The following is a 24,684-nucleotide window of genomic DNA, read 5'->3' as shown; positions in this document are numbered from 1 at the left end:
GAGGCTGCCAATGCAGCGGAGGTAAGAGGTGCACATAAAGAGGCAAATTTTTCCGACATGATTAGCCGTACATATGCCAAGATGCAGCTGCATCCATCTTATAAATGGGTTCTTTTCATACTTGGTCTTCCCGTTCAGCTTATTGTATTCCTTATTTATTTAAATAAGAAAAAAAGAGATGCATATTCTTCTTTAGTAGAAAAAAGCAGAAAAGAATTATTGGAATCTGGGTTTAAGGAAGAATTAACACTGGAGTATAGGAACCAGCTGCAATGTAAGCAGGCATTTTTCGATCAAAAGGTTGATGAAGCTGAAACCATTCAGCTGGCAGAGAAATGGGCGGAGGAACAATTACAAAAAACAGTAATCGAAAAAACAGAAACTATTTTAGAAAATTATGGGCAAAAAAGGATAACCTTTGAATCTACTTTTCAAGCGCTGCTGTTGAATCCGCTTTTTTTATTGTTAACATTTATTCCTGGTTTGCCTATGTATATCTTCATTTTGCTATATAGCAATCCGTATTTAAAATACATTTTTGAACGGCTTATTATGAGTATATTCGTTATTATCGGCGTTGCTTTTTTCGTATTTACTATTTTGTACATATCGCCATTTAATCCGGCAGCAAATATCCTGGGCGAAACGGCCACGAAGGAACAAATTGCTGCATTTAACCACTTGTATGGACTTGATCAGCCTTACCTGACTCAATTATGGAATGCACTAAAAGGAATTTTCACGTTTGACTTAGGCTCTTCCTTCTCAGGGAATGAAGAGGTTGCGGCAAGCATTGCCAGGAAATTTCCGATTACATTAATTCTGACATTAATCGCACTGATCATGGCGATTGTCATTGCGATACCGATTGGAATTATTTCAGCAACAAAACCAAATTCTTTTCTTGACTATACTTTTATGTTTATCGCTCTAATTGGCTTATCTATTCCTAACTTTTGGCAAGGGCTAATCTTTATTTTGAACTTCTCGATTAAATTACAATGGCTGCCAGCAACCTTCAATCCAGAAAACTGGCTTTCGATTATTATGCCGGCCGTCGTTCTTGGGACAGGTCTGACTGCTTCCATTGCGAGAATGACAAGATCAGCGACACTTGAAGTGATTAATGAGGATTATATTATTACAGCCAAAGCGAAGGGCCTGAATCAGCGCCAAGTGCTCTGGAAGCATGCTGTCGGGAATGCAATGATTCCTGTCATCACTGTAATTGGATTGATGTTTGGCGGAATGCTTGGAGGGGCGGCTGTTACGGAAAAAGTTTTTAATATCAGCGGGATCGGAAGTTACATTGTAGACAAACAGTTCATTCCTGATATTCCTAGTATTATGGGCGGAGTAGTCTATGTCGCAATCACGATTTCATTAGTGAATTTATTCATTGACATCTTGTATGCGTTTTTCGACCCTCGCATCCGTTCAAAAATGAAACAATCGTAAAGCAGGTGAAGTGATGTCTACAATCTTGAAAGAAAATGAAAGCTTTTATAAGAGGCATGCGCTGAAGCTATCTCCAGAATATACGCAAGGAAGCTTTACTTGGATCACGACGCTTGCACTGACTGTTGTATTTCTACTAAGCAGTATCGATTTTTCAGAGAAAGCAGTCAAGCCTTCTGTATTTGGAGTCTTTACTGCCTATGCGCTGTTTACACTCATCCAAATGATCATTACCTTGAAGATAAAGCAGGATCTGAAAAAGCTTGGGTTTATTAGGCAGTCAACAAGAATGTTAGGCTATATCCAGCTTCTCAGTATTTTTACAGGAAATATTTTTGTCACAGCCTTTGCTTTTCAATTAATAAAAAAGAAAAAAACTCCTGAATATGTATTTGCTGTTTACATGCTGCTGATTCAGTTTTTTGTGATAGCAGTATCAGCACTCAATTTGTTTAAGCCTTATGTTTCAGACACGTTTCTACCGGCGATGTTTGTCTTCCTCATCATCGCTCTGTTTCAGCTGGCAGTCCTTTTCCTGATTGCGAAGGAGAAAAAAGGAGCAAAAGTGGCGGGATGGAAGCCATTTATAGGCATTCCTCTTCTCCTGACTGCGTTAACAGGTAACCTGTTTGCACTCGTACTTGGCTGGAACATGTTGATGGAAAAACGTAACCGCAATAACCCCAGTACCGGAAAGTGGTACAAGGTTTGGGAGAAAATCGCCAGTAATACGACATCGATGCTTGGCTTATTTTTCATCATATTTGTATTTGCCATTTCTGTCTGCAGCTACCTGACATTTGACTATGGGATGGCGATTGAAAATAATTACAGCGCCATCCTCCAAGCTCCAAGTCTTGTGTATCCGCTTGGAACGGACAACTTTGGCAGGGATTTATTTTCACGAATCGTATTCGGTGCCAGAATCTCTCTGATTGTCGGTCTTTTATCAACGGCGATCCCTTTCATAATCGGAGGCATACTGGGAGCCATTTCCGGCTATTACGGCCAGCGCACCGACAATATCATCATGCGCGTGCTTGATATTTTGTACGCTATTCCTGGTATATTGCTGGCGATTGTGATTATCGCTGCGTTTGGTTCTAACACAATGACACTTGTCATCGCCCTAAGCGTTGGATCTATTCCTACATATGCAAGAACCATGCGCGCGAATGTGCTGATGGTTTCAAATTATGAATATGTTGACTCTGCCCGGGCGCTCGGTGCGAGTAATCTATCAATCATTTTTAAACAGGTGGTGCCCAACTCGCTTGCCCCGATGATTGTAAAAGCTACGCTAACGATTGGCGGAGCGGTCATTGCAACAAGCAGCTTAAGTTATTTAGGACTTGGGGTAGAGCCTCATATTCCGGAATGGGGAAATATTTTAAAAATTGGAAGCACCTATCTGGAGTCCCATTCTTATCTTGCCATCTATCCGGGACTTGCGATTATTGCTCTTGTCTTATCCTTTAACTTTTTGGGTGACGGACTCCGGGATGCCCTGGATCCAAAGCTAGATTAATAGGTTGTAAATATTAAGGAGGAAATCATAATGAAGAAAACCCTTTTACCTTTACTCCTCGCTTTCGTTTTAATGTTGGCGGGATGTGTAAAGACGAAATCAGATGTGGCAGAGAAACCAGCTGCTGATTCAAAATCAGGCGGTAATGCAAGTGAGCAAGTGGAAATTGAAGTTCTTGGGATGAGCAGCGGTGAAGAAGACCTGAATATTGTCCGCGACCAGCTAGTAAAGAACGGCTTCAAAGTGAAGCTTAATATTCAGCCGGACTATGGCAGTTTTAAAGCACAGCAAGATGCAGGAAATTTTGATGTCGCTGTATCAGGCTGGACAACCGTTACTGGAAACCCGGACTATGCCGTCCGTTCCCTTTTTAAAAGCGGAGGGGATTACAGCATTATGGCTGATCCTGAAATTGATAAGCTCATTGACAAAGCAAGCACGCAAACTGCCAAAGACTATGTAAAAACATATAAAGAATTGGAACAGCGTCTTGTCTTTGATAAAGCCTATATCGCGCCGCTTTATATTTCTTTAAAAACACAAGCGGTCAATAAAGACGTATTAAATCCTAAATCAGTCAGACTATCAAAATCTCGTTCCCTTGCTTGGGAAACAATTGACTTCAACGATGAAGCCAAGCGTGAAACGGAGCCGTTTATTTTATCACAAGCTAATCCAACCTTAACATCACTTGACCCCATTAAGGGCAATGATGGTTCTATTAACATGATTAATACGAATATGTATGTTCGTTTAATTAACTTAACCGATGATGATAAAATTACAGCAGATGGATCTCTATCCCGCAACTATAGCATTGCAGATGGAAACTCGGAGTATTACTTCTTATTAAGAGGCGATATTAATTTTGCCAAAATAACGGATAAGAAAGCTGTCGATACAGGCGAGCGTGTTGGAGCTGATGATGTCATCTTCTCCTTGGATCGTGCAAAGGATAAAAACTCTGTACCAGATCACCGCACATACAGCCTGCATGAGCATATTAAAACGGCAGAAGTTGTCACTGATGTAAGTGCGCTTGAAAAGGTAAAGCAATCCGGCAGCGATAAATCAGTAAGAGAAGCACTTGAAAAAGGCTTGGATACTCCTATTTCCACGCTTGTAGACGATAAAACTCAAGTGAATAATAAAGAAGGTAAATATCAGGTTGTCAAAGTAACAACAACAGAACCATTCCCGCAAGTGCTTAACTATTTAGCACACCAATCTGCCGGAATTGTTTCTAAAAAGCAAGTTGAAAGCATCAACACGTACGATGTTGCATCATTCGATGTAACCAAGGACATTCCTTACGGTGACCAAAACACAGTTACAGAAGGGGATAAATATAACAATACCTTATACACAAGCGGTCCATACATTCTTTCTTATAAAAACGATTACGAAGCGATTTTTCACAAAAACCCTGGCTACATGAAGGGAACCGAGCACGAGCCAAAAATTTCAAACATCAAGCTTCGATTCATCAAAGATATCGATAGCTCCCTTTCAGCATTACGCAACGGCGAGATCTATGTATTATACGGCGTTCCTGAAAACAAACAAGATGTTGTAGAGAGTGATAGCAAGCTGAAACTGCAAAGCATGGAAAGCAACGGTGTAACGTACCTGCTCTTCAACACAAAAAATCGTGACGTGGCTAAGAGCGAAGACCTAAGAAAAGCGGTCCTTTACTCGATTAATCAAGACGAAATCATAAGCTACTACCAAGGCAAGAAAATCAAAGCCGTATCAACTGTAAGCCCAATCGTGAAAACTGGAAACGAGCTTAAAGCAGATCCAGCCAAGGCAAAAGAATTCTTAAATAAATATCTATCAAGTAAGTAAAATTTAAACGGATGGTGACTAACACCATCCGTTTTTATGAGAATGTAGCAAATATTGTGTGACTCCTTTTCTATTCTGCCAGTATGAATCTAGTGGTCGGATTAATTTTCGGCTGGTTGTACTGGCAAAATGGACTTGCAGCAGCTATCATGTGTCACATGCTATTTCATCTGGTATGGTATGTGTTTGAAAAATTCGAAATTAGATTTTTTGGTAAAAAGGAGATATAAGTATGACCTTTTTAAAAGCCTTATTATATAGCTTTTTCAATTTAGGGCCGGTGTACCCTGTATTACTCCTTTTTCTAATCATTAGTGCGATTTATCGTTTCAGAAGGAAAAAGAAGGTGTAAACTAAAAGGATTGGGCTGCCAAAAAATATTTACTTAGTTCATTGTACTAAACCTATTTGGAATGACGCCTGGAATTTAACCAGGCGCTTATTTTTTTGCATCCACTAATTAAACGCCGACATACCAAGATCATATAGGAGGATTTCCCATTTACAGTTCCCATGTTTTTTTCCTCTGTGACAGGCCCTTTTAGCTAAAAAGCTGCCTCTATTTATGGTAAGGTTCAGCACACCTGTTTAAGCGGCGGTTTTCCCTAGGGGTGACAGTGCATCCCTATGCTTTTTTTGAGATAATTTTATTCTTTACGGTGACTGGTTGTTCATTTTTCACTGACATGATTTTCAGTTCGTTTGTTTTATCATCACTGTGCGACCCACGATTCTTGTTTACTTCATAGAAGACCTGTTCTCAGTTTTGCCTTTAAGTCCTCCACACGAAATCTCATGATACTCGCACTACCTGTCAGCTATACATTTCCGCCACAACGGCATGTTAGGGACTTTCTCCCATTAGAACGAAGCGCTGCCAAGCGCACGAAAGAGGGTGCCCCTAACCTTTTGGGGCACCCTCTTATTACAGCATTATAGAGCAACCAATTCTTTTCTCAAAGCATCATCGACTCTTACATAGTCGTGACCAAGATCCCTAGCAACTGCTGCAAAAGTAATTTCACCGTTTGCTACGTTTACTCCAAGTTTTAGAGCTTCGTTTTCAGAGATTGCTTTATATACACCTTTGTTTGCCATCTGTAAGGCATATGGAAGGGTAACGTTCGTTAACGCAATGGTAGAGGTTCTTGGTACCGCACCAGGCATGTTGGCTACGGCGTAATGAACGACACCATGCTTTTCATAGGTTGGATTGTCATGGGTTGTAATATGATCAATCGTTTCCACGATTCCACCTTGGTCGATGGCCACATCAACGACAACAGAACCAGGCTTCATTACCTTGATCATTTCTTCTGTTACCAGTTTAGGTGCCTTTGCACCAGGAATCAATACAGCACCAACTAGAAGGTCAGCCTCTGCTACTGCCTGTGCAATATTGAATGGGTTGGACATGAGTGTTTTAATGGAATTGCCAAAAATATCATCCAATTGACGTAACCGGTCAGCACTTACATCGATAATCGTTACATCCGCACCTAATCCAATTGCCATTTTTGCTGCGTTCGTACCAACAATACCGCCGCCAATAATGGTCACTTTTCCACGGTTTACACCAGGAACACCTGCAAGAAGAATCCCTTTACCACCGTTTGACTTTTGTAAAAATTGCGCACCGATTTGTGCAGCCATCCGGCCAGCAACCTCACTCATTGGTGTCAGCAGCGGCAACGTGCGATTCATTGAAACGGTTTCATAAGCAATCGCAAGAACGCCTTTTTCTTTAAGCGCCTGAGCTAACGCAGGTTCAGCGGCCAAATGTAAATAGGTGAATAAAATTAAGCCTTCACGGAAATAGCCATACTCACTTGAAAGCGGCTCTTTCACTTTCATGATCATATCTGACCCGGTCCATACCTCTGCCACATTTTCAATAATTTCTGCACCGGTATTTAGGTAATCTTCATTGGTAAAACCACTGCCCACACCAGCGTTTTTCTCAACTAACACTTTATGCCCTGCATTTACGAATGAAACAACACCAGCTGGAGTTAAAGCCACACGGTTTTCGTTGTTTTTAATTTCTTTAGGTACGCCAATAATCATGATACAATCTCTCCTTTTTTTTAAAAAATCCAACTAAACAGCCTCTTTATCCTTCAAATCATCGGATTTCTGAGGGTTCTTTTTTTTCATAATAAAATAAGCAATTGATAAGAACAGCATCCAAGGGATACCAAATTGAAGCATAATTTTGAAATCAGTAAACCATGCTGTGATCATTAAACTTAGTAGGAGCAGTCCCCCCACTATCGTTAAATACGGAAAGCCAATCATTCTTACCGGTAATTTGCGTCCGCCCATTTTCTCCCACTTCCTGCGGAAAGATAGGTGAGAAACGAAGATAATTAACCAGGTAAAAAGTGAACCAAACATGGAAATCCCCATCATGAAGGCATAGGATGATCCAGGCAGTAGCGCATTCACAGCTGCAGCAAGAACAATTCCAGTCGTTGAAGCCGCAAGAGCAGTGGTTGGAACACCTTTTTTATTCAATTTACTGAGAATGGCTGGAGCAAACTTTTCAGTTGATAAGGAATACATCGTTCGTGATGCAGCATATAGCTGTCCGTTCATGGATGATAAAGCAGCTGTTAAAACGATAAAATTCATCACTCCAGAGGCACCAGGTATATTTAAAATTTCCATTACTTGTACAAACGGACTTTCTTCGATTCCTGCCGATTGCCATGGCACAATCATCAACATGATTGCCATCGTCAATACATAGAAACCACTCAAGCGAAATACCGTTGCTTTCAATGCTTTCGGAACAGCAATATCTGGCTCTTTTGCTTCACCTGCTGTAACGGCTACTAATTCTGTACCTAAAAAGCTAAAAAGTGAAATGAAGACGGCAATCCACATACCTTTGAAACCAAACGGCATGAAACCACCATGATCGACTAGGTTCTTAGCCCCCACACTTTCATGACCAGAAGTTCCAAATAGCACATATGCTCCAAGCAGTATAAACGCAACAATGGCACTAACCTTTATCATCGAGAACCAATACTCAAATGCAGCAAACGCATTCACACTGGTAGCGTTTACATAGATGAGGACTGCTGCAAATACAATAATCCAAACGACCCCAGGGATCCCAGGAAACCAGTACTTCATATAAATGGCAATCGCACTTATTTCAACCCCAATAGCAAGAACCTGAGCAATCCAATAGGAGTACCGGACGAGGAAGCCCACCATGGGATGAAGAAATTTATCGGCTATCGTTCCAAAAGATCCCGAAGTGGGATATGCAACCGTCATTTCTGCCAAACAGCCCATTAATAATAAAACGATAAATGCACCAATGGTATAGCTGAGTATCACACTAGGTCCAGCCGTACCAATAGCTAATCCACTTCCAAGGAATAAACCCGTCCCAATCGCCATCCCCATCGCGATCATCGAAAGCTGACCGGTTGATAATTCCCGTTTTAACCCCTCACCACTACTTGTATTCTTCATCTAATTCATCCCCTTCTTTAACCATAAGGCTTTGTCCGTATTTCATTTAGCAACTGTCCGCCTCAGGTGGACAGTGTCCACGAGCGGTGACAGGCACCGCTAGCGGTACCCGTTAAGCGACTACTTCCCGTTCATTTTTGAATTGCTCATACTGCTTTTCCGTCATGATGGTTTTAAGGATTTGAACGACTTTCCAAACTTCTTCATAAGAAGTGTATAGGGCTACTGGTGCAAGGCGAATGATGTTCGGTGCGCGGAAATCTGGAATGATTCCGTTTTCCTTTAATGACTTACAGATTCGTGCTGCTTCGTTATGTTCGAGGCTTACATGGCCACCACGGCGTGCATCTTCTCTTGGAGTCCCAATGAAAAATCCCATATCTGCCAACTCAAGGTCGATTAATTCCATTAAATATTGATTGATTTTCAGAGATTTTTGGCGAATATTTTCAATGCCTGCTTCTGTGAAAATTTCTAAAGACCCGATCAAAGGGGCAACGCTTAACACATGAGGTGTTCCAATTTGGAAGGCTCCTGCAGAATAAGCGGGTGTTAATGTATGCTCCATATCGAATTGTTTTTCTTTTTTCGAACTAAACCATCCAGCGAGTCCAGGCATCTTTCCAAAATGCTTCCGATTTACAAATAAGCCTCCAACACCGCCAGGTCCTCCGTTTAAATGTTTATAATTGCACCAAAACGCAAAATCAACATCCCAGTCACTGAAAGAATGTGGAATCGATCCAGCCGAGTGGCATGCGTCGAACCCGATTAAAATCCCTTTATTATGTGCGGCTTTGGTCAAACGTTTGATATCTAATATCTGACCGCTGCGATAAAGAACCGTTGGTAAGACGATTAATGCAACTTCATCGGTCATTGCTTCGATAATATCATCCTCTTCTAAAAAGCGGCCATCACGGCTTTTCACACGAATTAGATGTTCATCTGGATCATATCCATGTATCCTTAGCTGACTTTGAAGAGCATAAATATCTGATGGAAAAGTTAGTTCATCTGCTAAAATTTTTGTACGAATTCCATCTGCTTTATAAAACGTCGAAACAAGCTGATGCAGATTAGTAGTGGTAGAACCGGTCACAATCACTTCTTCAGCAGAACCGCCTACCAACGGTGCAAGCTTCTTTCCAAGCTCCTCTGCCATAAAGAACCATGGATGGTTCCCCTGAGTCCAGCCATCAATCCCATGCTCTTTCCAATCCTCTAAAGATTCCAAAAGCGTTTTTTCCGCTCTTTTCGAAAGAAGGCCCAATGAGTTCCCATCCATATAAATCGATCCTGGCTTTAAATAAAACTCTTTTCGAAAATGCTTAAGAGAATCTTCCTTATCCAATTCTTTCGCGTATTCTAAAGTTGCTTGAAAGTTATATAAAAGCATCATGATTCTCCCCTTTACAATTTTAAAAGCGCTTCCATTAATAAATATGACGTTGTGTCAATATTATTATCTATAGAATATGACACTGTGTCAATATTTTTTTCAGAGAATTATTACTATTCCACCCCTTCCCTTTTTAAAAAAACCCCTATATTCTAGAGATAATGAGTAGTGGAGGAATTAAAATGACTGTAGAGGATAAACGACATTTACGCTCGATTTTGACACGGCAAAAATTATTAGAAGCCGCAAAGGAAGTTTTTCTTCAAGAAGGCTTTCAAAAAGCAACAATCTCACAAATGATAAAAAAAGCGAAAGTCGGATACGGAACGGCCTATGTTCATTTTGAGGGCAAAGAAGATCTTTTAATTGTATTGATGGAGGATGTCATGGAGCGGTTTTACGAAATTGCCGAAATCTCCTTCTTACCAAAATCAAAACATGAAGCAGAGGAAATTATTTATAAACAAGCAAATGGTTTTTTAACAATGGCAGAAGCCGAACGCGATATGATGCAAGTCTTTGAACAAGCAATTGGCGTTTCTTCCTTAATATCAGATAAATGGAAAATGATTCGGGAAAAATTTATTCAACGAATTTCACAGGACGTTGCCTTTACACAGCAAAATGGGTTAGCTCGAGCGGAATTAAATCATGAAATTGTGGCACGGGGTTGGTTTTTTACCAATGAAATGTACCTATGGGAAATTGTCCGGAACGAACACCAGGCTAGTGTTGAAGAGGTCGCAAAAACAATCACTTCTATCTACGTCACAGGACTATATATTTAAGGTAGGAAGAAAAGGGAGGGTTCTTATGCCCCCGATGAACATAGGTGTTGATAACGGGCTCCCATTAGCTACTGTCGAATTAAACTTTCATGACAATAAGATAATTCTAAAAAGTGTTTTAATTATTTCAACCTGCAACTTGGAATGGTTTAAGATATGTATGGTTTTGATGGGTTGATAGGAATAGACTATATGTTAAAAACGGGCTTGTTTTGGATTTCCATAGTTTAAAGACAAATTATTACAATGAGTAATTTTGTGAAGAATGGTACCTATCACTACCCGAGAAGTTTTTGACAATTCGCAGGTGGTGACAGGCACTTATTTCAATACCAAATAGCGTGGAGGCAATATATTATGAATAACTAATTTCCTAAGACTACCAAATATCATGGAATACCTTGCTCTTTGGCAGTTTTTAACTTTTGATGCATTTTAGGTGATTAATCCGATAAAACCGCCTCTATTTATGGTAAGGTTCCCCCCGGTTAATTCGGAAGGCTCTATAAATTTGTTCTACCAGAATTAATTTCATCAGTTGATGGGGAAAGGTCATTTTTGAAAAAGAGAGATGTTCGTTCGCGCGTTTTAATACTTCCTCACTTAAACCTAACGATCCACCGATAATAAAGGCAATCTTACTTTTTCCGTACGTAGCCAGTTTATCCAGCGTATCCGCCAGCTCCTCAGATGACTGCATTTTTCCGTTAATTGCTAGTGCAATCACATATGTATCCTGGCTAATCTTAGCCAATATTCTTTCTCCCTCTTTTTGCTTTACCTGAAGCATTTCAGACTCACTTAGTTCTTCTGGTGCCTTTTCATCCGCCACCTCAATGACTTCTACTTTCGCATATGAATTCAGTCGCTTTAGATATTCGTCAATTCCCATTTTTAAATACTTTTCTTTTAATTTGCCAACCGTGACAATGGAGATATTCACAACCCACAACCCTCTTTTTTATATTACAAACAAGATATCCACAGAAGTTATCCACATGTCCACAATATTTATCCACATCTTGTATGGAATCATTTGTTCGCCACAATATATACGGCTGTGTTTTGACAATATTCACAGCGTGTGGATAAGTTATCCCCAGTAATCTTTGATAATAATGGAAACGTTTCAAACTCATCCACAACCATATCTAATGCCAAATCGACATGTTCCTCACAGCAATAAATCAATTTTCACGCCTCCTTTTCTCATAACTATTTATCGTTTATTATTTACTATCCAAACTGCTTCATTCAATTTATTATCATACCATAAAAAAAACAGAAAGGTGTTATCACCTTTCTGCCTTCCTTTTACGACTTGTCTTCAGTTAATGTAATCTTCGTCGTTTGCAGTTTTCCTTCTCGATAGAATTTTATCTCCATTTGGTCACCAATCTTTTTCTCTTGATATAGATGCTTTCTAAGATCAATAACATCATGTATGGTCCCACCATCTAGCTCAACAATAACATCTAACTCTCGTAATCCAGCCTTTGAAGCAGGTGAATTAGGTACAACCTGACGAAGAGCCACTCCATAGGTAATATCTCGAGGCAATTTTAATGCCTCTTCTTGATAATAACCTGGGATTTCAGCAACTGATTTTAAGTCAACTCCCATATATGGTCGTTTTACAACCCCAAATTGCTCCAATTCATTAATAATTGGTTTCGCATAGTTAATGGGAATCGATAATCCAATCCCTTCAACAGCATTTTGGGCAATTTTCATCGAGTTAATGCCTATAAGTTGTCCGGCAATATTAATTAACGCACCACCACTGTTACCTGGATTAATGGCTGCATCTGTTTGCAGTACCTCAGCCTGCCAATCCATAACCCCATCTTGATTGATATCAACTGGAATCGTCCGGTTAATCCCAGAAATAATCCCTTGCGTAACAGAACCAGAGAAAGTCGCTCCAAGCGGATTACCAATCGCCATAACAGGTTCACCCATCTTTAAGGCATCTGAATTGCCAAATTCAGCAATTTTTTTAACCTTATCCGCATCAATTTCCAGGACAGCTAAATCAGTCCAGATATCTCCGCCTAACAGCTTAGCAGGTATTTTCGTGCCATCATTTAAAGTAACTTCTAATTGTGTAGCGCCCTCAACCACATGCTGATTGGTTACAACATAAGCCTTGTTTCCAGCCTTTTTATAAATGACACCCGATCCCGTTCCAGCTGGACCTTGATTATCACCTGTTTCATCATACCAGAAGTTCGATGTTTGGATATTATTAATCCCAACTACTGCGTCAGCAGCCTTATCAATCGCTTTTGTTGTATCCGTATTTACATCGTATGACACCTGTTGCTGAATAAAATTCTCTTGATTATTATCATTTGTTCCAGCAGGCTGATTCTGATTGGGCTGTACAGTGTAGGGAAGAAATCCTTGGTTGGATAATGCCGGAATCGAGATAACAACTAGCATGGCTCCAAGTACCGCACCTACGATACTTGCAACAAAATATCCCCCTCTATTTCCACTCTTTTTTTGGTAACGCCCTTGTGAATGATCATCGTAATAACCCATTTTCACCACGTCTCCCTTTCATAAGCAACTAATTTATATTTTGGCTTATACTTACAATTATACTCTGTCCAAAACAATTTTATAAAAAAAAGAACAAAGATACCAATGAAGTATCTTTGTTCAATAGATAAAAAAGTATATATTTTTTGCTTTGAGAATTGTCCAGCTTCACCGCCTAGAGGCTCTCAGGTCTAAGTCAATCCGTCAAGAAGGTAAAGACCAACCTTCTCGCCAGCTCGTCTTATGCCTGTCGCCTCTAGGAAAAAATGAACTGCTTTTTTCCCTGATCAAGGCGCTAACGCTTTTCTTTTTAAACTGCTGTTATTTTCGTTGGCACTTTTGGGTCTGTATCGTAGAGATCGAACTGTTCACCGACAATTAATCCTTGGCTTTGCAGTGTTTGTGCTACTGACATTCTGGCTAAGTCCTTCATATTATTGTCGAGACTTAAATGGGCAAGGTAAACTCTCTTTGTATTATCTCCAATGACTTCACTCATGGCAATTGCTGCATCTTCATTCGAAACATGTCCGAGATCGCTTAGGATCCTGCGTTTAATATTCCAAGGATATCTTCCCATTCTCAGCATTTGTACATCATGATTGGACTCAAAAATATAGGCGTCTGCATTGGATATGATTCCTTTCATCCTGTCACTCACATAACCTGTATCTGTTATCAAGACCAATTTCTTACCGGAATGATGGAATACATAAAACATCGGTTCTGCTGCATCATGCGATACACCAAAAGATTCAATATCCGTTGCACCAAAGCTTTTTACACTTTCTGTGCTGAAAATCATCTTTTGTTCTGTGGGAATATCTCCGACTAACCGCTCCATTGCCCGCCAGGTATTTTCATTCGCATAGACTGGCAGTTTATATTTACGGGCTAATACACCAATTCCTTTAATATGGTCACTGTGTTCGTGGGTTACAAATATTCCTGATAATTTACTTATATCACGATCTATATGTTGAAAAAATGCCTCCATTTGTTTCCCGCTAAATCCGGCATCTACTAGAAAGGAATGCTCGTCTGATTCAACATAAAGCGAATTCCCTGTACTTCCGCTCGCTAAAATGCTATAACGTAATGACATATGATTTCACTCCACATCTAATTCTCCATCGCTGTTAAATTGAATAATCTGTCCTTCTAGCGCATTAACAAAAAGACTTTCATTATCATCCACCACAAAACGCCAGGTTGGTGCTAAAGCTTGAGAAGCAGCAAGCTGAATTAATGATGAATAGCCGAGTTCAACTTTTGTAATTTTGCTTTTTGGCTTTAGGACACCTTTTTGATGCAAGGTTTCCAATGCCTTCAAAGGTTTGAGGATTTCCTCTTTATCTGTTATTTTTTCAATGTCCTCTAAGTAGGTTTGTTCATAGGATACAATTTGATTTTTGTCATCAATATGAAACGTAATCATCCCGCTTAGATTTTCATATAAAGTCATATTCTCATAATGTTGAAAGTAGATGATTGTGTTCTTCTTATCATCTTTCTTCCAAAATTGATATTGGTCACCGTATAACACATTATCTCTTATAAAAGGAGTCAGCTCTGATGACTCAAATTTTGTATTTATTGGAATCGGCTTATCAAGATCCACATGAAGTGTCAGGCTCGGCTCTTTTAGAATCGTGGTTTGTCCCTTAAGCTTGGCTGTATCTTCCTTCGTAAATAACTTAGGCTTTGCACTTAAATACTGATCCTCAATAGGTACTTTTGGCAGCTCTTTATAGCGGATTTCATCTGCCTCCAGCTTTTCCTCAATAGAGGCCTCTGTAATAATTTCGTATTTATTCGCATCTCTAATTTTCATAAACTGAAATAAGAGATAGACATCTAATATCAGAAACGTTAAGATAAAAATCGTTTTGATTTTACTCCAATCCATGTAACAATCCCCCCAGGTCTTTCTCCGTGATTTGTCCCCATGTTTGGTTATAACGATAAAACCAAGCAGGCTCTAGGAGGATCAGTTTATTTACACCAGTATCCCTTGTCATCTCGTATCCTAAGACAAGTTGCTCTAGTAATTCTGGTTTAAAGTTCTTTCTGCTTTTAAGAAATCCCAGTACTTCAGAGCCGGATGGTAGTGTTACTTTTACCATTTCTGTCGTTAATGGAAGCTCTAAGGCAATATTAGGTCTAACATATTTCGTTATCTCATCTCTGCCCCATACTTCTTGAATCTCTGACATTCCACTTTCATTAAAAACGGGGTATCCTTCGATACTATATAAACGGAACTTAACAGATTTATTCTTTTCATCCTTTGCCACATATCGATAAGGGTCTGTCCATCCCCCATGACCATTAATAAAATCAATACTCCTCATTAGTAGATCATAAGAGTTATCAACATACTTGGTCTCTCCGGTTGGATTAACATAGAGCAGCATATTCGTATCGTAATTTACCGTCATCTTACTTGAAACGTCACTATATTCTTCCCCCTGTGAGATAAATCCTTTTTGAACGAAACTTGGATCACTAAACAATGCTTCTTTAAATGCCTCAGAGTTTAGGACGACCGGCAAATACGTATATTCCATCATTTCCAAATTTCCATCAGGGATAAAAACAGTTCGCTCGTCTGTTGCTTCAAAAGCAAAATACGGCTGATATTGCTCAGCATTTTTAAAAAAGTTACGTTTGAATTCGTTCAATAATGCTGGCGATATATGACTCATGTATACCTGTTGATAATCCGCAGAAATGAAGTAAACTGTACCATTTTCCTTTTCGGAATTCTCTACATTAATAATAATGCGATTAAAATTAAAAGCAGGAATTCTTTTTTCCTCAAACTTCAATACACTACGATATAATTCAATCGGAACATCGGCTGGAAAGACCAGTTCGGCATTGCCATTTCCATGCACTAACTCTTTGATGTCCTCTACATTATCAACATAATTTTTAACGTCATAGAAGGACCAATTCCTAATTTCACTCATCATCTTATCAAGGTCTACTGCATTCGTTGTTCCAAAATGCTGCCCGTTACTATGAAATAGCGCTAGGTCTGGACTAATAATTTTCTGAAGTTCCCTTTTTTCTTTTAAAGTTACCTCTGCAACATAATTACCTTTTTCCATCATGTCAAAATTAGGCTGGTACGTCCAAAGATTCCAGGTTAAAACAATACTAACCAGAATGAGAAATGTTAAAATCGCTGATTTACTATTTTCATATTTCATGACCATTCATCCTCTTCAGTTTGCTCGTATGGCAGTGAAAAGGAAATTTCAGTTCCCTTGCCCTCTTCACTTACAGCCCAAATCATGCCGCCATGAACATTAACCATTTCTTTTGCAATGGCCAAACCTAATCCCGTACCACCTAACTTTCTAGTCCTCGCTTTATCAACACGATAAAAACGGTCAAAGATTTTTACGATATTCTCCTTTGGAATTCCTACACCTTGATCCGAAACACTGACGATAATATTTTCTTCTTTCTCTTTTATCGAAAAAGTAATTTGGCCGCCTTCAGGAGAATACTTCATTGCATTCGAAATAATATTGTAAAGAACCTGTGTCATTTTATCTTCATCTATTTCAACGAAAATAGCATGGCTTGGCAGCTGCCTTTTAAAGCTTACATTTTGGTTCTTCGTCATTTCGAAACGGTCAATAATTCGATGATAAAAATCGACAAAGTTGACCCATTCTTTGTTAAGTCGATAATCCGTGCTGTCTAATTTGGATAGTTGAAGAAGGTCATTGACCAACCGAATCATTCTTTCTGTTTCAGTCCTCGTTACATCTAAGAAATTAGGGGCAATTTCTTCATCCTTCCATGCACCATCTGCCAATGCCTCTAAGTAGCTTCTCATCGTGGTAAGCGGTGTTCTTAATTCGTGTGATACATTGGCAACAAACTCTCTTCGTTCTTCCTCTATTTTTTCCTGATCGGTGATATCATGGAGGACTGCAATCAGCCCATTGACAAATCCAGTTTCTTTTTGAATAACAGAAAAGTTAGCACGAAGGATATAATGTTCCTTCTTCGTACTATAATCAAGAATTAACGATTCTTTTTCCTCTAATAAATCTTCAAATGTATTGGTATCTGTTAATCCTAACAAGGAAACAATCGGCTGTGAAAGAACTGTTTCACGTGAAACATTCAGCATCTCTGCAGCAGGTTCATTGATTAGCATGACTCTGCCTTTCCGGTCTGTCGCAATGACACCATCTGTCATATAAGATAAGACGGATGAGAGCTTTCTTCTTTCTCCTTCCGTCATCGCCTGTGCTTCCTGCAGCTTTTTCGTTAAATTGTTAAAGGTTACAGCTAAAGTTCCAATTTCATCCTGACCGTATACTCTTACCTTGCGTGAAAAGTTCCCTTTAGCCATTGCCATTGCTTGCTTTTTCATATCTGTAATCGGCCTGGTAATGGTCTGAGCCAAAAGTATTCCTAAAATAGCTGTAATCGCTAAGGCAATACCCGTGCCCGTCGCAAAAATACGATTGATGGTTTTCATTTGGGTAAATACATTTTCTATTTTAGACTCAAGATAGATAGCCCCAATGACTTTACCGCCTGATTTTATCGGAGTCGATAGAACCCAAATCCGATGACCGCCTTTTCGATCGATTAAGATACTGTCTTGGTCTTCCCCTAAATTGATTGACTGGGTAACTCGCAAATCTATTGACCTCTGGCCAACCACACCCTGATTTGGATCAGAGGTTCCAAGAATTTTACGAGTCTTTCCCTCAATGACCCTCACTTCAAAAATATCAGCGGATTCAAAATCTCGAAGTATTTTCCTGATTTCTTCTTCAAGGGTGGGATCCTCAGGAGTTCTTTTCTTTTCCATCTCTTCGACTACATTGTAGGCAAGCAAATTAACACGCTCTTTTAGAGAGGTTTGAAAATTTGTCCTTAAGGTTTCTTCAAGCTGCCTGACAAAATAAACGCCAATTATCTGCATGGCAACTAAAATAAGCAGCACATAGATAATGACGAATTTTACGTGTATAGAACTAAAAAAACTAACTTTTTTCATGTAGGGCATTACTCCTGATCTGGGTTACGCAAATAGTAACCCACCCCTCTACGTGTTACGATCCACGTAGGGTGACTTGGGTTATCTTCAATTTTTTCGCGTAAACGGCGAACGGTTACATCCACTGTTCGGACATCTCCATAATAATCATATCCCCAAACGGTTTGCAGCAGATGTTCCCTTGTCATGACCTGGCCAATATGTTTCGCCAAATAGTAAAGCAGTTCAAATTCACGATGCGTTAATTCGATCGTTTCTCCACGTTTTGAAACCACATATGCATTTGGATGTATGGTTAGGGAACCAATTTCAATTTCGTTTGTTTCTACTTCTTCATCTGTTTGAGAGATGACAACTTGATGGCGGCGTAAATTGGCTTTTACTCTCGCGATTAATTCTCGAGTACTAAATGGCTTCGTTACATAATCATCCGCACCAAGCTCAAGGCCTAATACTTTATCTATTTCTGAATCTTTAGCCGTTAGCATAATAATCGGCATATCGTATTTTTTGCGAACTTCACGACAGACTTCCATTCCATCTTTTAAAGGCAGCATGATATCTAAGAGAATTAAGTCTGGCTGTACTTCTTCTACCATCACGAGAGCTTCGTTTCCATCATAAGCACTGTAAACATCATAACCCTCTTTTTTTAAGTTAAACTGCAAAATATCCGCAATCGGTTTTTCATCATCCACTACGAGAATTTTCTTTTCCATACCCATTGCTCCTTTGTTTTTAAAATAATCTATTGATAAAAAATAAATGGCATTTCTACTCTAGTTTACTTTACCATTGTTTCGGCAGTAATTCATCTATTAGTAGTATTTAACACATAAAGAGCCTCTAGTACAACTAGAGACTCTTTTATTACAAATGGCATTAATTTAAATAGCTTATAGGATTTTGAAGTGCTCCATTTTTATACACTTCAAAATGCAAATGTACTCCTGTTGAGTTTCCAGTTGAACCCATTACACCAATGGCTGAGCCTTGTGAAACAGTTTGTCCTACACTTACACTAATGGATTCTAGGTGAGCATAGACAGTACGAAGACCATTTTGGTGATCAATAACGATTTTGTTACCATAGCCGCCATCATAGCCTGCAGATACCACCTTACCATTATCAGCAGCCTTTATCGTTCTATTACTAGGTCTAGCGATATCAATTCCTTTGTGTGCTCTACCCCATCTCTGACCTTGTTGGCTGGAAATATAGCCTCCATTTGTTGGCCATGCAAGAGTACCAGTACCACGTGAAGGTATCACCTTTGTTCCTTTTACAACAATGTGATTAACCGGCTCTGCAAGTACTGTCTCACTTGTGACAACATTGCTGATAGTTGCTCCATTTTGTGTCGAAATTCGATAGTTTACTGAACGTTCTCCGTTTTTACCTTCTTGCTGCACTTTTGTTTCGCCTTTTGGCATATTAGCGTCATCAACTATTTCATTTGCAAATGGAATAGCTTCTTTTCGATTTTCTTCTTTATCAACGATAATTTCAAGAAATGGCATTAATGCCGTAACATTGACTTCTTGACCAATTTTTACAACAGAGTCTTCTGTAAGACCAGGATTTAATGCAAGAAAATCAATTAATTTTAATCCATGATTATTGGCAACCGTTCCTAGAACATCGCCTTCTTGGACAATATATTTCTTTTCTTCTAGCGTACCTTTTTGTAAAAAGGTAACTGCTTCTTCAGCTGACATAATTTTGTCAGGCGTAACTTTTTCTGAATCAAATGAAACATTTTTAGATACTCTTACGTCTAATATACGAGTTTCATTTTCTTGCAGTGGTGGTAACTCAGTTGCTGGAGCAGATTTTCTTGCTTCTATTTCATCTAGTTGAGCTTGTGTTACATAGCTAAGTTTAAGTCTATTCATAACATCCTCAGCCGTTTCTTTGTTTTCTAAGAAAACAACAGGGTTTCCATCAATGATGATTGAAGAAGCTTCCGCTTGAAGCTGAATCGTATTCTCGAGATTTTGGATCGTCTCTTTATCATTTGCTGTTGAATGAAAAACCTGCTCTGTTATGTACTCAATATCTGAGCCAAATTCTAAGTTTAAATCCTGAGTGGATTCTTTAAACTGAACTGCTTTTTCTTCGACAATTTTTTCAACAATCTCTTTATTAGAAACAGTGCCTAAATATTGTTCATCATGATATACATGGTATACAGTAGTTAATTTAACGGAGCCAGCAGCACTAGCAGACGCACTGCTAAATATCAATGCGGAAGCCGCAAACGCTGTCATAACAGCCGTTTTCAAGGATTGTTTTTTCGCTAATTTACTTGATTTTTTTCCTTTATTAAAAAATAACATTGGAATCCTCCTAAATTACGGAAACAACTCTCTTAATCTAGTACTTTATAACCACAAAAGAAATTTCCCTCTTTTTCTACTCTATAACTTTATCATAATTCAATTGTAAATAACGATTAGTCTTTATAATGTAACAAAATTGTATAATACCTGACATTTTACTACAATCGTAGGAGTTGCTAGTAGATAGATTATCCCAGTTTTTGGTATTCTTTTTTTCCTATATTTGTGGGTAAAAGTTATTATACCAACGTTTTTGGTAGCTATTGGAATATGACCACATTTTACAAAATAAGACATGCTTCGATAAAAATATGTAAATATCTGGATTTTTCGTTGCGATAGTATTACATTTGTAACAAATAAAAAAGAAGCTTACATGTGCAAGCTTCTTTTCATTATGGCTCAGGACGGAATCGAACCGCCGACACAAGGATTTTCAGTCCTTTGCTCTACCGACTGAGCTACTGAGCCACTTTTTTATGGCGGTCTGGACGGGACTCGAACCCGCGACCTCCTGCGTGACAGGCAGGCATTCTAACCAACTGAACTACCAGACCATATTTTTTGATATCGATCGTCAGCAAGGAGACCGGACTTGCCAATCACTTGCCAACAATCAAATGCCAATGACCCCTACGGGATTCGAACCCGTGTTACCTCCGTGAAAGGGAGGTGTCTTAACCACTTGACCAAGGGGCCATATATACTGAAAGTTAATTTGCTAATGCAAAAAACTATGGTTATTTTCTGTCGAAAATAACTTGGTGAGCCATGAAGGACTCGAACCTTCGACCCTCTGATTAAAAGTCAGATGCTCTACCAACTGAGCTAATGGCTCTTACTTAAAATTGTTACCTATACTTATTTTGCTATATGTGTCCCCGCCTCAGTAAGTAACGCAAGTAGCAGCTCGGCGTGTACAACTCGTAGCATATTCATGGTGCTATGATCGTCTCTACCAACTGAGCTAATGGCTCTTACTAAGATGTTTCGTTTGTCTTGTTTGTGACGACGCTTTTTATAATAGCATAGCTTGTACATATAGTGCAATACTTTTTTAAAAAAAAGTTTTTTTAAAAGTAAAAGCCCTCTGAAAATGAGGGCTTTTATGTGATTAAATTTGTCTCCAAGGACTGCGAACAACATTCGTTTGATTGCGATCTGGTCCTACAGAGAAAGTTGTTAACGGTATACCCGTAAGCTGAGTTACCCGTTCAACATAATGGCGTGCATTTACAGGTAATTCATCTAATGATTTAACTCCTGTAATATCCTCAGTCCAGCCTGGAAGCTCTTCGTAAACAGGCTCACATTCACCTAATACCTTTAGGCTCGCAGGGTATTCCGTAATTAACTCACCTTTATAGCTGTATGCTGTACAAATCTTTAAGGTTTCAATACCTGATAATACATCAATAGAATTCAAAGACAGATCAGTCAGACCGCTGACCCGGCGTGCATGGCGAACAACCACACTATCAAACCAGCCAATACGACGTGGACGTCCTGTAGTCGTACCGTATTCACGACCGACTTCACGGATTTGATTACCGATTTCATCATGTAATTCAGTTGGGAACGGTCCGTCACCTACGCGAGAGGTATATGCCTTACAAACTCCCACCACATGGGTAATTTTTGATGGACCCACACCTGAACCAATCGTAACGCCTCCAGCTACTGGATTCGAAGATGTTACAAATGGGTAAGTTCCTTGGTCGATATCCAACATAACTCCCTGAGCACCTTCAAATAAAACTCGTTTTCCCTCATCTAAAGCGTCATTTAATACGACAGATGTATCGCAAACATATTGTTTAATTTGCTGACCATATTCATAATACTCATCTAAGATTTCCTCTTTTGTGAATCCTGTGGTTTCATAAATACGTTCAAATAAACGATTTTTTTCAGCCAGGTTTCGTTCAAGCTTTTCTTCAAAAACATCACGCTCAAGGAGGTCAGCTATTCTGATTCCGACGCGAGCTGCCTTGTCCATATAAGCAGGTCCAATTCCTTTTTTAGTGGTTCCAATTTTATTGGCACCCTTACTTTCTTCCTCAACAACGTCAAGCTTTAAATGGTAAGGAAGGATTACATGTGCGCGATTACTAATACGAAGGTTATCGGTTGTAATTCCCTTTTCATGTAGATAAGCTAGTTCCGCAACAAGTGCCTTCGGATCCACAACCATTCCATTTCCAATCACACAGATTTTTTCCTTATAAAAAATCCCGGATGGAATTAGGTGTAATTTATATGTTTCTCCATTGAACTTGATGGTATGACCGGCGTTATTTCCACCTTGATAACGAGCAATTGCTTCTGCATTCTCAGAAAGGAAATCAGTTATTTTACCCTTTCCTTCGTCTCCCCATTGTGTACCAACTACCACTACTGATGTCATAAAGGCACCTCCAAATTATATACGCTTTTCTTTTTCCACACACAAGTTTAACAATATCCATGGGTAAAAGTCAACAAAACACGAACGATTTATATAAATTTATTAAAATATGTTCGTAAAATATTAATTTATGAATCTACCTTGTATTGAATGTTGGTTTTCCATAAAATAGGTATTAAGAGTTTTATTAAAATAATAATAAGGAAGTGTTATATGATTTTTAGACAGAGGCCAGAAAAATTTGAATTGGTTCTTTTACACTATTTACATGCCCGAATGGAGTTTTCTTACGAGGAGGGAGTAACCTACACAAACCTTGTAAAGGGATATGAAGGCGAGCTAAAAAGCGATGGATGGCTCAGAGGTTTAACGGATGAGTGGCTGGTCCTCAATGATTTGTTACTTGAATATAACGGATCAAAATTCCAAATTGACACTTTGATTATTGCCTATGAGAGGATTTACCTTTTAGATGTTAAGAATTTTGAAGGGGATCACTCTATCAAGGAGGATAAATGGTACACGCCTGCAGGTAAACCTGAAAAGAATCCTTTACACCAGCTAGAACGTTGTGAAACCTTACTTCGAAGACTCCTACATGATTTAGGATTTCATTTTCCAATCGAATCCTATCTAATTTTCATCAATCCCGAATTCCACTTATATACAACCTCAATCCATCCTGCAATTATTTTTCCAACACAGCTTAACCGCTTTTTGAAAAAACTAAATACCAGACCGGTAAAACTTAATAAAAAACACTATCAGTTAGCGCAACAATTAGTGGACCATCACCAAGAAGAATCCCCCTATACACGATTACCCGAATATTCCTACGAAAAGTTGAAAAAGGGTATAACCTGCCCCAAGCACTGTAAGACCTTTTTCTTAGACGAGTCGTTGATATGTAAGGAATGTAGGGACGTAGAGGCGGTAGAAGCAGCTGTTTTGAGGAGCGTGAAGGAGTTTACATTACTTTTTCCTGATAAAAAGATTACAACTACTGATATTTACGATTGGTGCGGTGGAATCAAATCAAAGAAAGCGATACGAAGGATTCTATCTAAGCACTTTAAACTAGTCGGGCATAGAACATCTGCTCATTATGTATGATTCTTTAATCCTTTTTCATTCTGAAGTAACCAAGACTTTTTTGATTCCCTTTAGTCAGCTTTTTTCCCTTTGATGGGAACCCAAGACCCCTTTTGATTCCCTCAACTCAGCTTTTTTCCCTTTGATGGGAACCCAAGACCCCTTTTGATTCCCTCAACTCAGCTTTTTTCCCTTTGAAGGGAACCCAAGACCCCTTTTGATTCCCTTTAGTCAGCTTTTTTCCTTTTGAAGGGAACCCAAGACTTCTTTTGATTCCCTCAGCTTAGCTTTTTTCCCTTTGAAGGGAACCAAAGACTCCTTTTGATTCCCTCAACTCAGCTTTTTTCCCTTTGAAGGGGACCCAAGACTCCTTTTGATTCCCTCATCTCAGCTTTTTTCCCTTTGAAGGGAACCCAAGACCCCTTTTGATTCCCTCAACTCAGCTTTTTTCCCTTTGAAGGGAACCCAAGACTCCTTTTGATTCCCTCATCTCAGCTTTTTTCCCTTTGAAGGGAACCAAAGACTCCTTTTGATTCCCTCATCTCAGCTTTTTCCCTTTGAAGGGAACCAAAGACTCCTTTTGATTCCCTCAACTCAGCTTTTTTCTTTTTGAAGGGAACCAAAGACTCCTTTTGATTCCCTCATCTCAGCTTTTTCAGTCAAGTCCTGATTATTGTGTAAAATCAAAAGCAATTGTTTTCAACTTTTTCTTTGATGATTCTCTATCCATACCCTTTCATT

Annotated in this window: 18 protein-coding genes and 4 tRNA genes; 5 read left to right on the top strand and 17 right to left on the bottom strand. The window is 39.1% G+C overall.

All coding sequences use genetic code 11. From position 1 onward, the window contains the following. Nucleotides 1-57 precede the first annotated feature (57 nt). From TR08_RS00105 to TR08_RS00095, 3 genes are read left to right on the top strand one after another with little or no spacing between them, the layout of a single operon-like run. Nucleotides 58-1,458, top strand: a complete 1,401-nt coding sequence (locus tag TR08_RS00105) for an ABC transporter permease (protein ID WP_045514812.1) — start codon at nucleotides 58-60, stop codon at nucleotides 1,456-1,458. Nucleotides 1,459-1,471: 13 nt separating this feature from the next. Next, on the top strand, nucleotides 1,472-2,986 hold the full coding sequence (locus TR08_RS00100; protein WP_045514587.1) for an ABC transporter permease: 1,515 nt from the start codon (nucleotides 1,472-1,474) through the stop codon (nucleotides 2,984-2,986). 30 nt (nucleotides 2,987-3,016) lie between these two features. After that, on the top strand, nucleotides 3,017-4,834 hold the full coding sequence (locus TR08_RS00095) for an ABC transporter substrate-binding protein (protein WP_193747652.1): 1,818 nt from the start codon (nucleotides 3,017-3,019) through the stop codon (nucleotides 4,832-4,834). A gap of 933 nt (nucleotides 4,835-5,767) precedes the next feature. On the opposite strand, the gene ald is transcribed toward TR08_RS00095, so the two are convergent. The 3 genes from ald to kynU form a co-directional block, all read right to left on the bottom strand. Continuing rightward, entirely contained in the window at nucleotides 5,768-6,901 is a 1,134-nt protein-coding gene (gene ald, locus TR08_RS00090; RefSeq protein WP_045514583.1) for an alanine dehydrogenase, read from the bottom strand. Nucleotides 6,902-6,934: 33 nt separating this feature from the next. Continuing rightward, nucleotides 6,935-8,326, bottom strand: a complete 1,392-nt coding sequence (locus TR08_RS00085; RefSeq protein WP_045514576.1) for an amino acid permease — start codon at nucleotides 8,324-8,326, stop codon at nucleotides 6,935-6,937. A gap of 112 nt (nucleotides 8,327-8,438) precedes the next feature. After that, on the bottom strand, nucleotides 8,439-9,725 hold the full coding sequence (gene kynU / locus TR08_RS00080) for a kynureninase (RefSeq protein WP_045514574.1): 1,287 nt from the start codon (nucleotides 9,723-9,725) through the stop codon (nucleotides 8,439-8,441). Between the two features lie 185 nt (nucleotides 9,726-9,910). Here kynU and TR08_RS00075 point away from each other — a divergent pair, with 185 nt between their 5' ends. Next, on the top strand, nucleotides 9,911-10,516 hold the full coding sequence (locus tag TR08_RS00075) for a TetR/AcrR family transcriptional regulator (protein ID WP_152597303.1): 606 nt from the start codon (nucleotides 9,911-9,913) through the stop codon (nucleotides 10,514-10,516). A gap of 463 nt (nucleotides 10,517-10,979) precedes the next feature. On the opposite strand, the gene rlmH is transcribed toward TR08_RS00075, so the two are convergent. From rlmH to TR08_RS00010, 14 genes are all read right to left on the bottom strand, one after another. Beyond that, complete coding sequence (gene rlmH / locus TR08_RS00070; RefSeq protein WP_045514569.1) at nucleotides 10,980-11,459, bottom strand: 23S rRNA (pseudouridine(1915)-N(3))-methyltransferase RlmH; 480 nt, start codon at nucleotides 11,457-11,459, stop codon at nucleotides 10,980-10,982. Nucleotides 11,460-11,548: 89 nt separating this feature from the next. Further along, complete coding sequence (locus tag TR08_RS30630) at nucleotides 11,549-11,707, bottom strand: CxxH/CxxC protein (RefSeq protein ID WP_081954293.1); 159 nt, start codon at nucleotides 11,705-11,707, stop codon at nucleotides 11,549-11,551. A gap of 123 nt (nucleotides 11,708-11,830) precedes the next feature. Beyond that, entirely contained in the window at nucleotides 11,831-13,063 is a 1,233-nt protein-coding gene (locus TR08_RS00065) for a S1C family serine protease (protein ID WP_045514566.1), read from the bottom strand. A gap of 310 nt (nucleotides 13,064-13,373) precedes the next feature. After that, nucleotides 13,374-14,168, bottom strand: coding sequence for an MBL fold metallo-hydrolase (locus tag TR08_RS00060; RefSeq protein WP_045514562.1), 795 nt, complete (start codon nucleotides 14,166-14,168; stop codon nucleotides 13,374-13,376). Nucleotides 14,169-14,174: 6 nt separating this feature from the next. Continuing rightward, entirely contained in the window at nucleotides 14,175-14,972 is a 798-nt protein-coding gene (locus TR08_RS00055) for a two-component system regulatory protein YycI (RefSeq protein ID WP_045514559.1), read from the bottom strand. Beyond that, entirely contained in the window at nucleotides 14,959-16,281 is a 1,323-nt protein-coding gene (locus tag TR08_RS00050; protein WP_045514555.1) for a YycH family regulatory protein, read from the bottom strand. The genes TR08_RS00055 and TR08_RS00050 overlap by 14 nt, the downstream gene beginning before the upstream one ends. Next, complete coding sequence (gene walK / locus TR08_RS00045; protein WP_045514552.1) at nucleotides 16,278-18,101, bottom strand: cell wall metabolism sensor histidine kinase WalK; 1,824 nt, start codon at nucleotides 18,099-18,101, stop codon at nucleotides 16,278-16,280. Before walK ends, TR08_RS00050 begins: the two co-directional genes overlap by 4 nt. An 8-nt stretch (nucleotides 18,102-18,109) precedes the next feature. Then, nucleotides 18,110-18,820 (bottom strand): response regulator YycF, encoded by a 711-nt coding sequence (yycF, locus tag TR08_RS00040; RefSeq protein WP_045514543.1) that lies wholly within the window; start codon nucleotides 18,818-18,820, stop codon nucleotides 18,110-18,112. A 163-nt stretch (nucleotides 18,821-18,983) separates the two neighbouring features. Further along, the gene (locus TR08_RS00035) at nucleotides 18,984-20,441 is read right to left on the bottom strand and encodes a peptidoglycan DD-metalloendopeptidase family protein (RefSeq protein ID WP_045514541.1); all 1,458 of its coding nucleotides are present in this window, start codon (nucleotides 20,439-20,441) and stop codon (nucleotides 18,984-18,986) included. Between the two features lie 401 nt (nucleotides 20,442-20,842). Then, nucleotides 20,843-20,915 (bottom strand) — tRNA-Phe (locus TR08_RS00030). A 9-nt stretch (nucleotides 20,916-20,924) separates the two neighbouring features. Further along, nucleotides 20,925-21,001, bottom strand: a tRNA-Asp gene (locus TR08_RS00025). Between the two features lie 70 nt (nucleotides 21,002-21,071). Further along, a tRNA-Glu gene (locus tag TR08_RS00020) sits at nucleotides 21,072-21,143 on the bottom strand. A 63-nt stretch (nucleotides 21,144-21,206) separates the two neighbouring features. Then, nucleotides 21,207-21,282: transfer RNA gene (locus TR08_RS00015), tRNA-Lys, on the bottom strand. 276 nt (nucleotides 21,283-21,558) lie between these two features. Continuing rightward, entirely contained in the window at nucleotides 21,559-22,851 is a 1,293-nt protein-coding gene (locus tag TR08_RS00010) for an adenylosuccinate synthase (RefSeq protein WP_045514539.1), read from the bottom strand. 213 nt (nucleotides 22,852-23,064) lie between these two features. On the opposite strand from TR08_RS00010, the gene TR08_RS00005 reads away from it, so the two are divergent. Beyond that, nucleotides 23,065-23,964 (top strand): nuclease-related domain-containing protein, encoded by a 900-nt coding sequence (locus tag TR08_RS00005; protein ID WP_045514537.1) that lies wholly within the window; start codon nucleotides 23,065-23,067, stop codon nucleotides 23,962-23,964. The last annotated feature ends 720 nt before the right edge of the window (nucleotides 23,965-24,684 follow it).

The sequence above is a fragment of the Neobacillus niacini genome (assembly GCF_000759675.1).
In the GTDB taxonomy this organism is placed as follows: Bacteria; Bacillota; Bacilli; order Bacillales; family Cytobacillaceae; genus Neobacillus; species Neobacillus niacini_A.
This window is presented reverse-complemented; position numbering and strand designations above follow the sequence as displayed.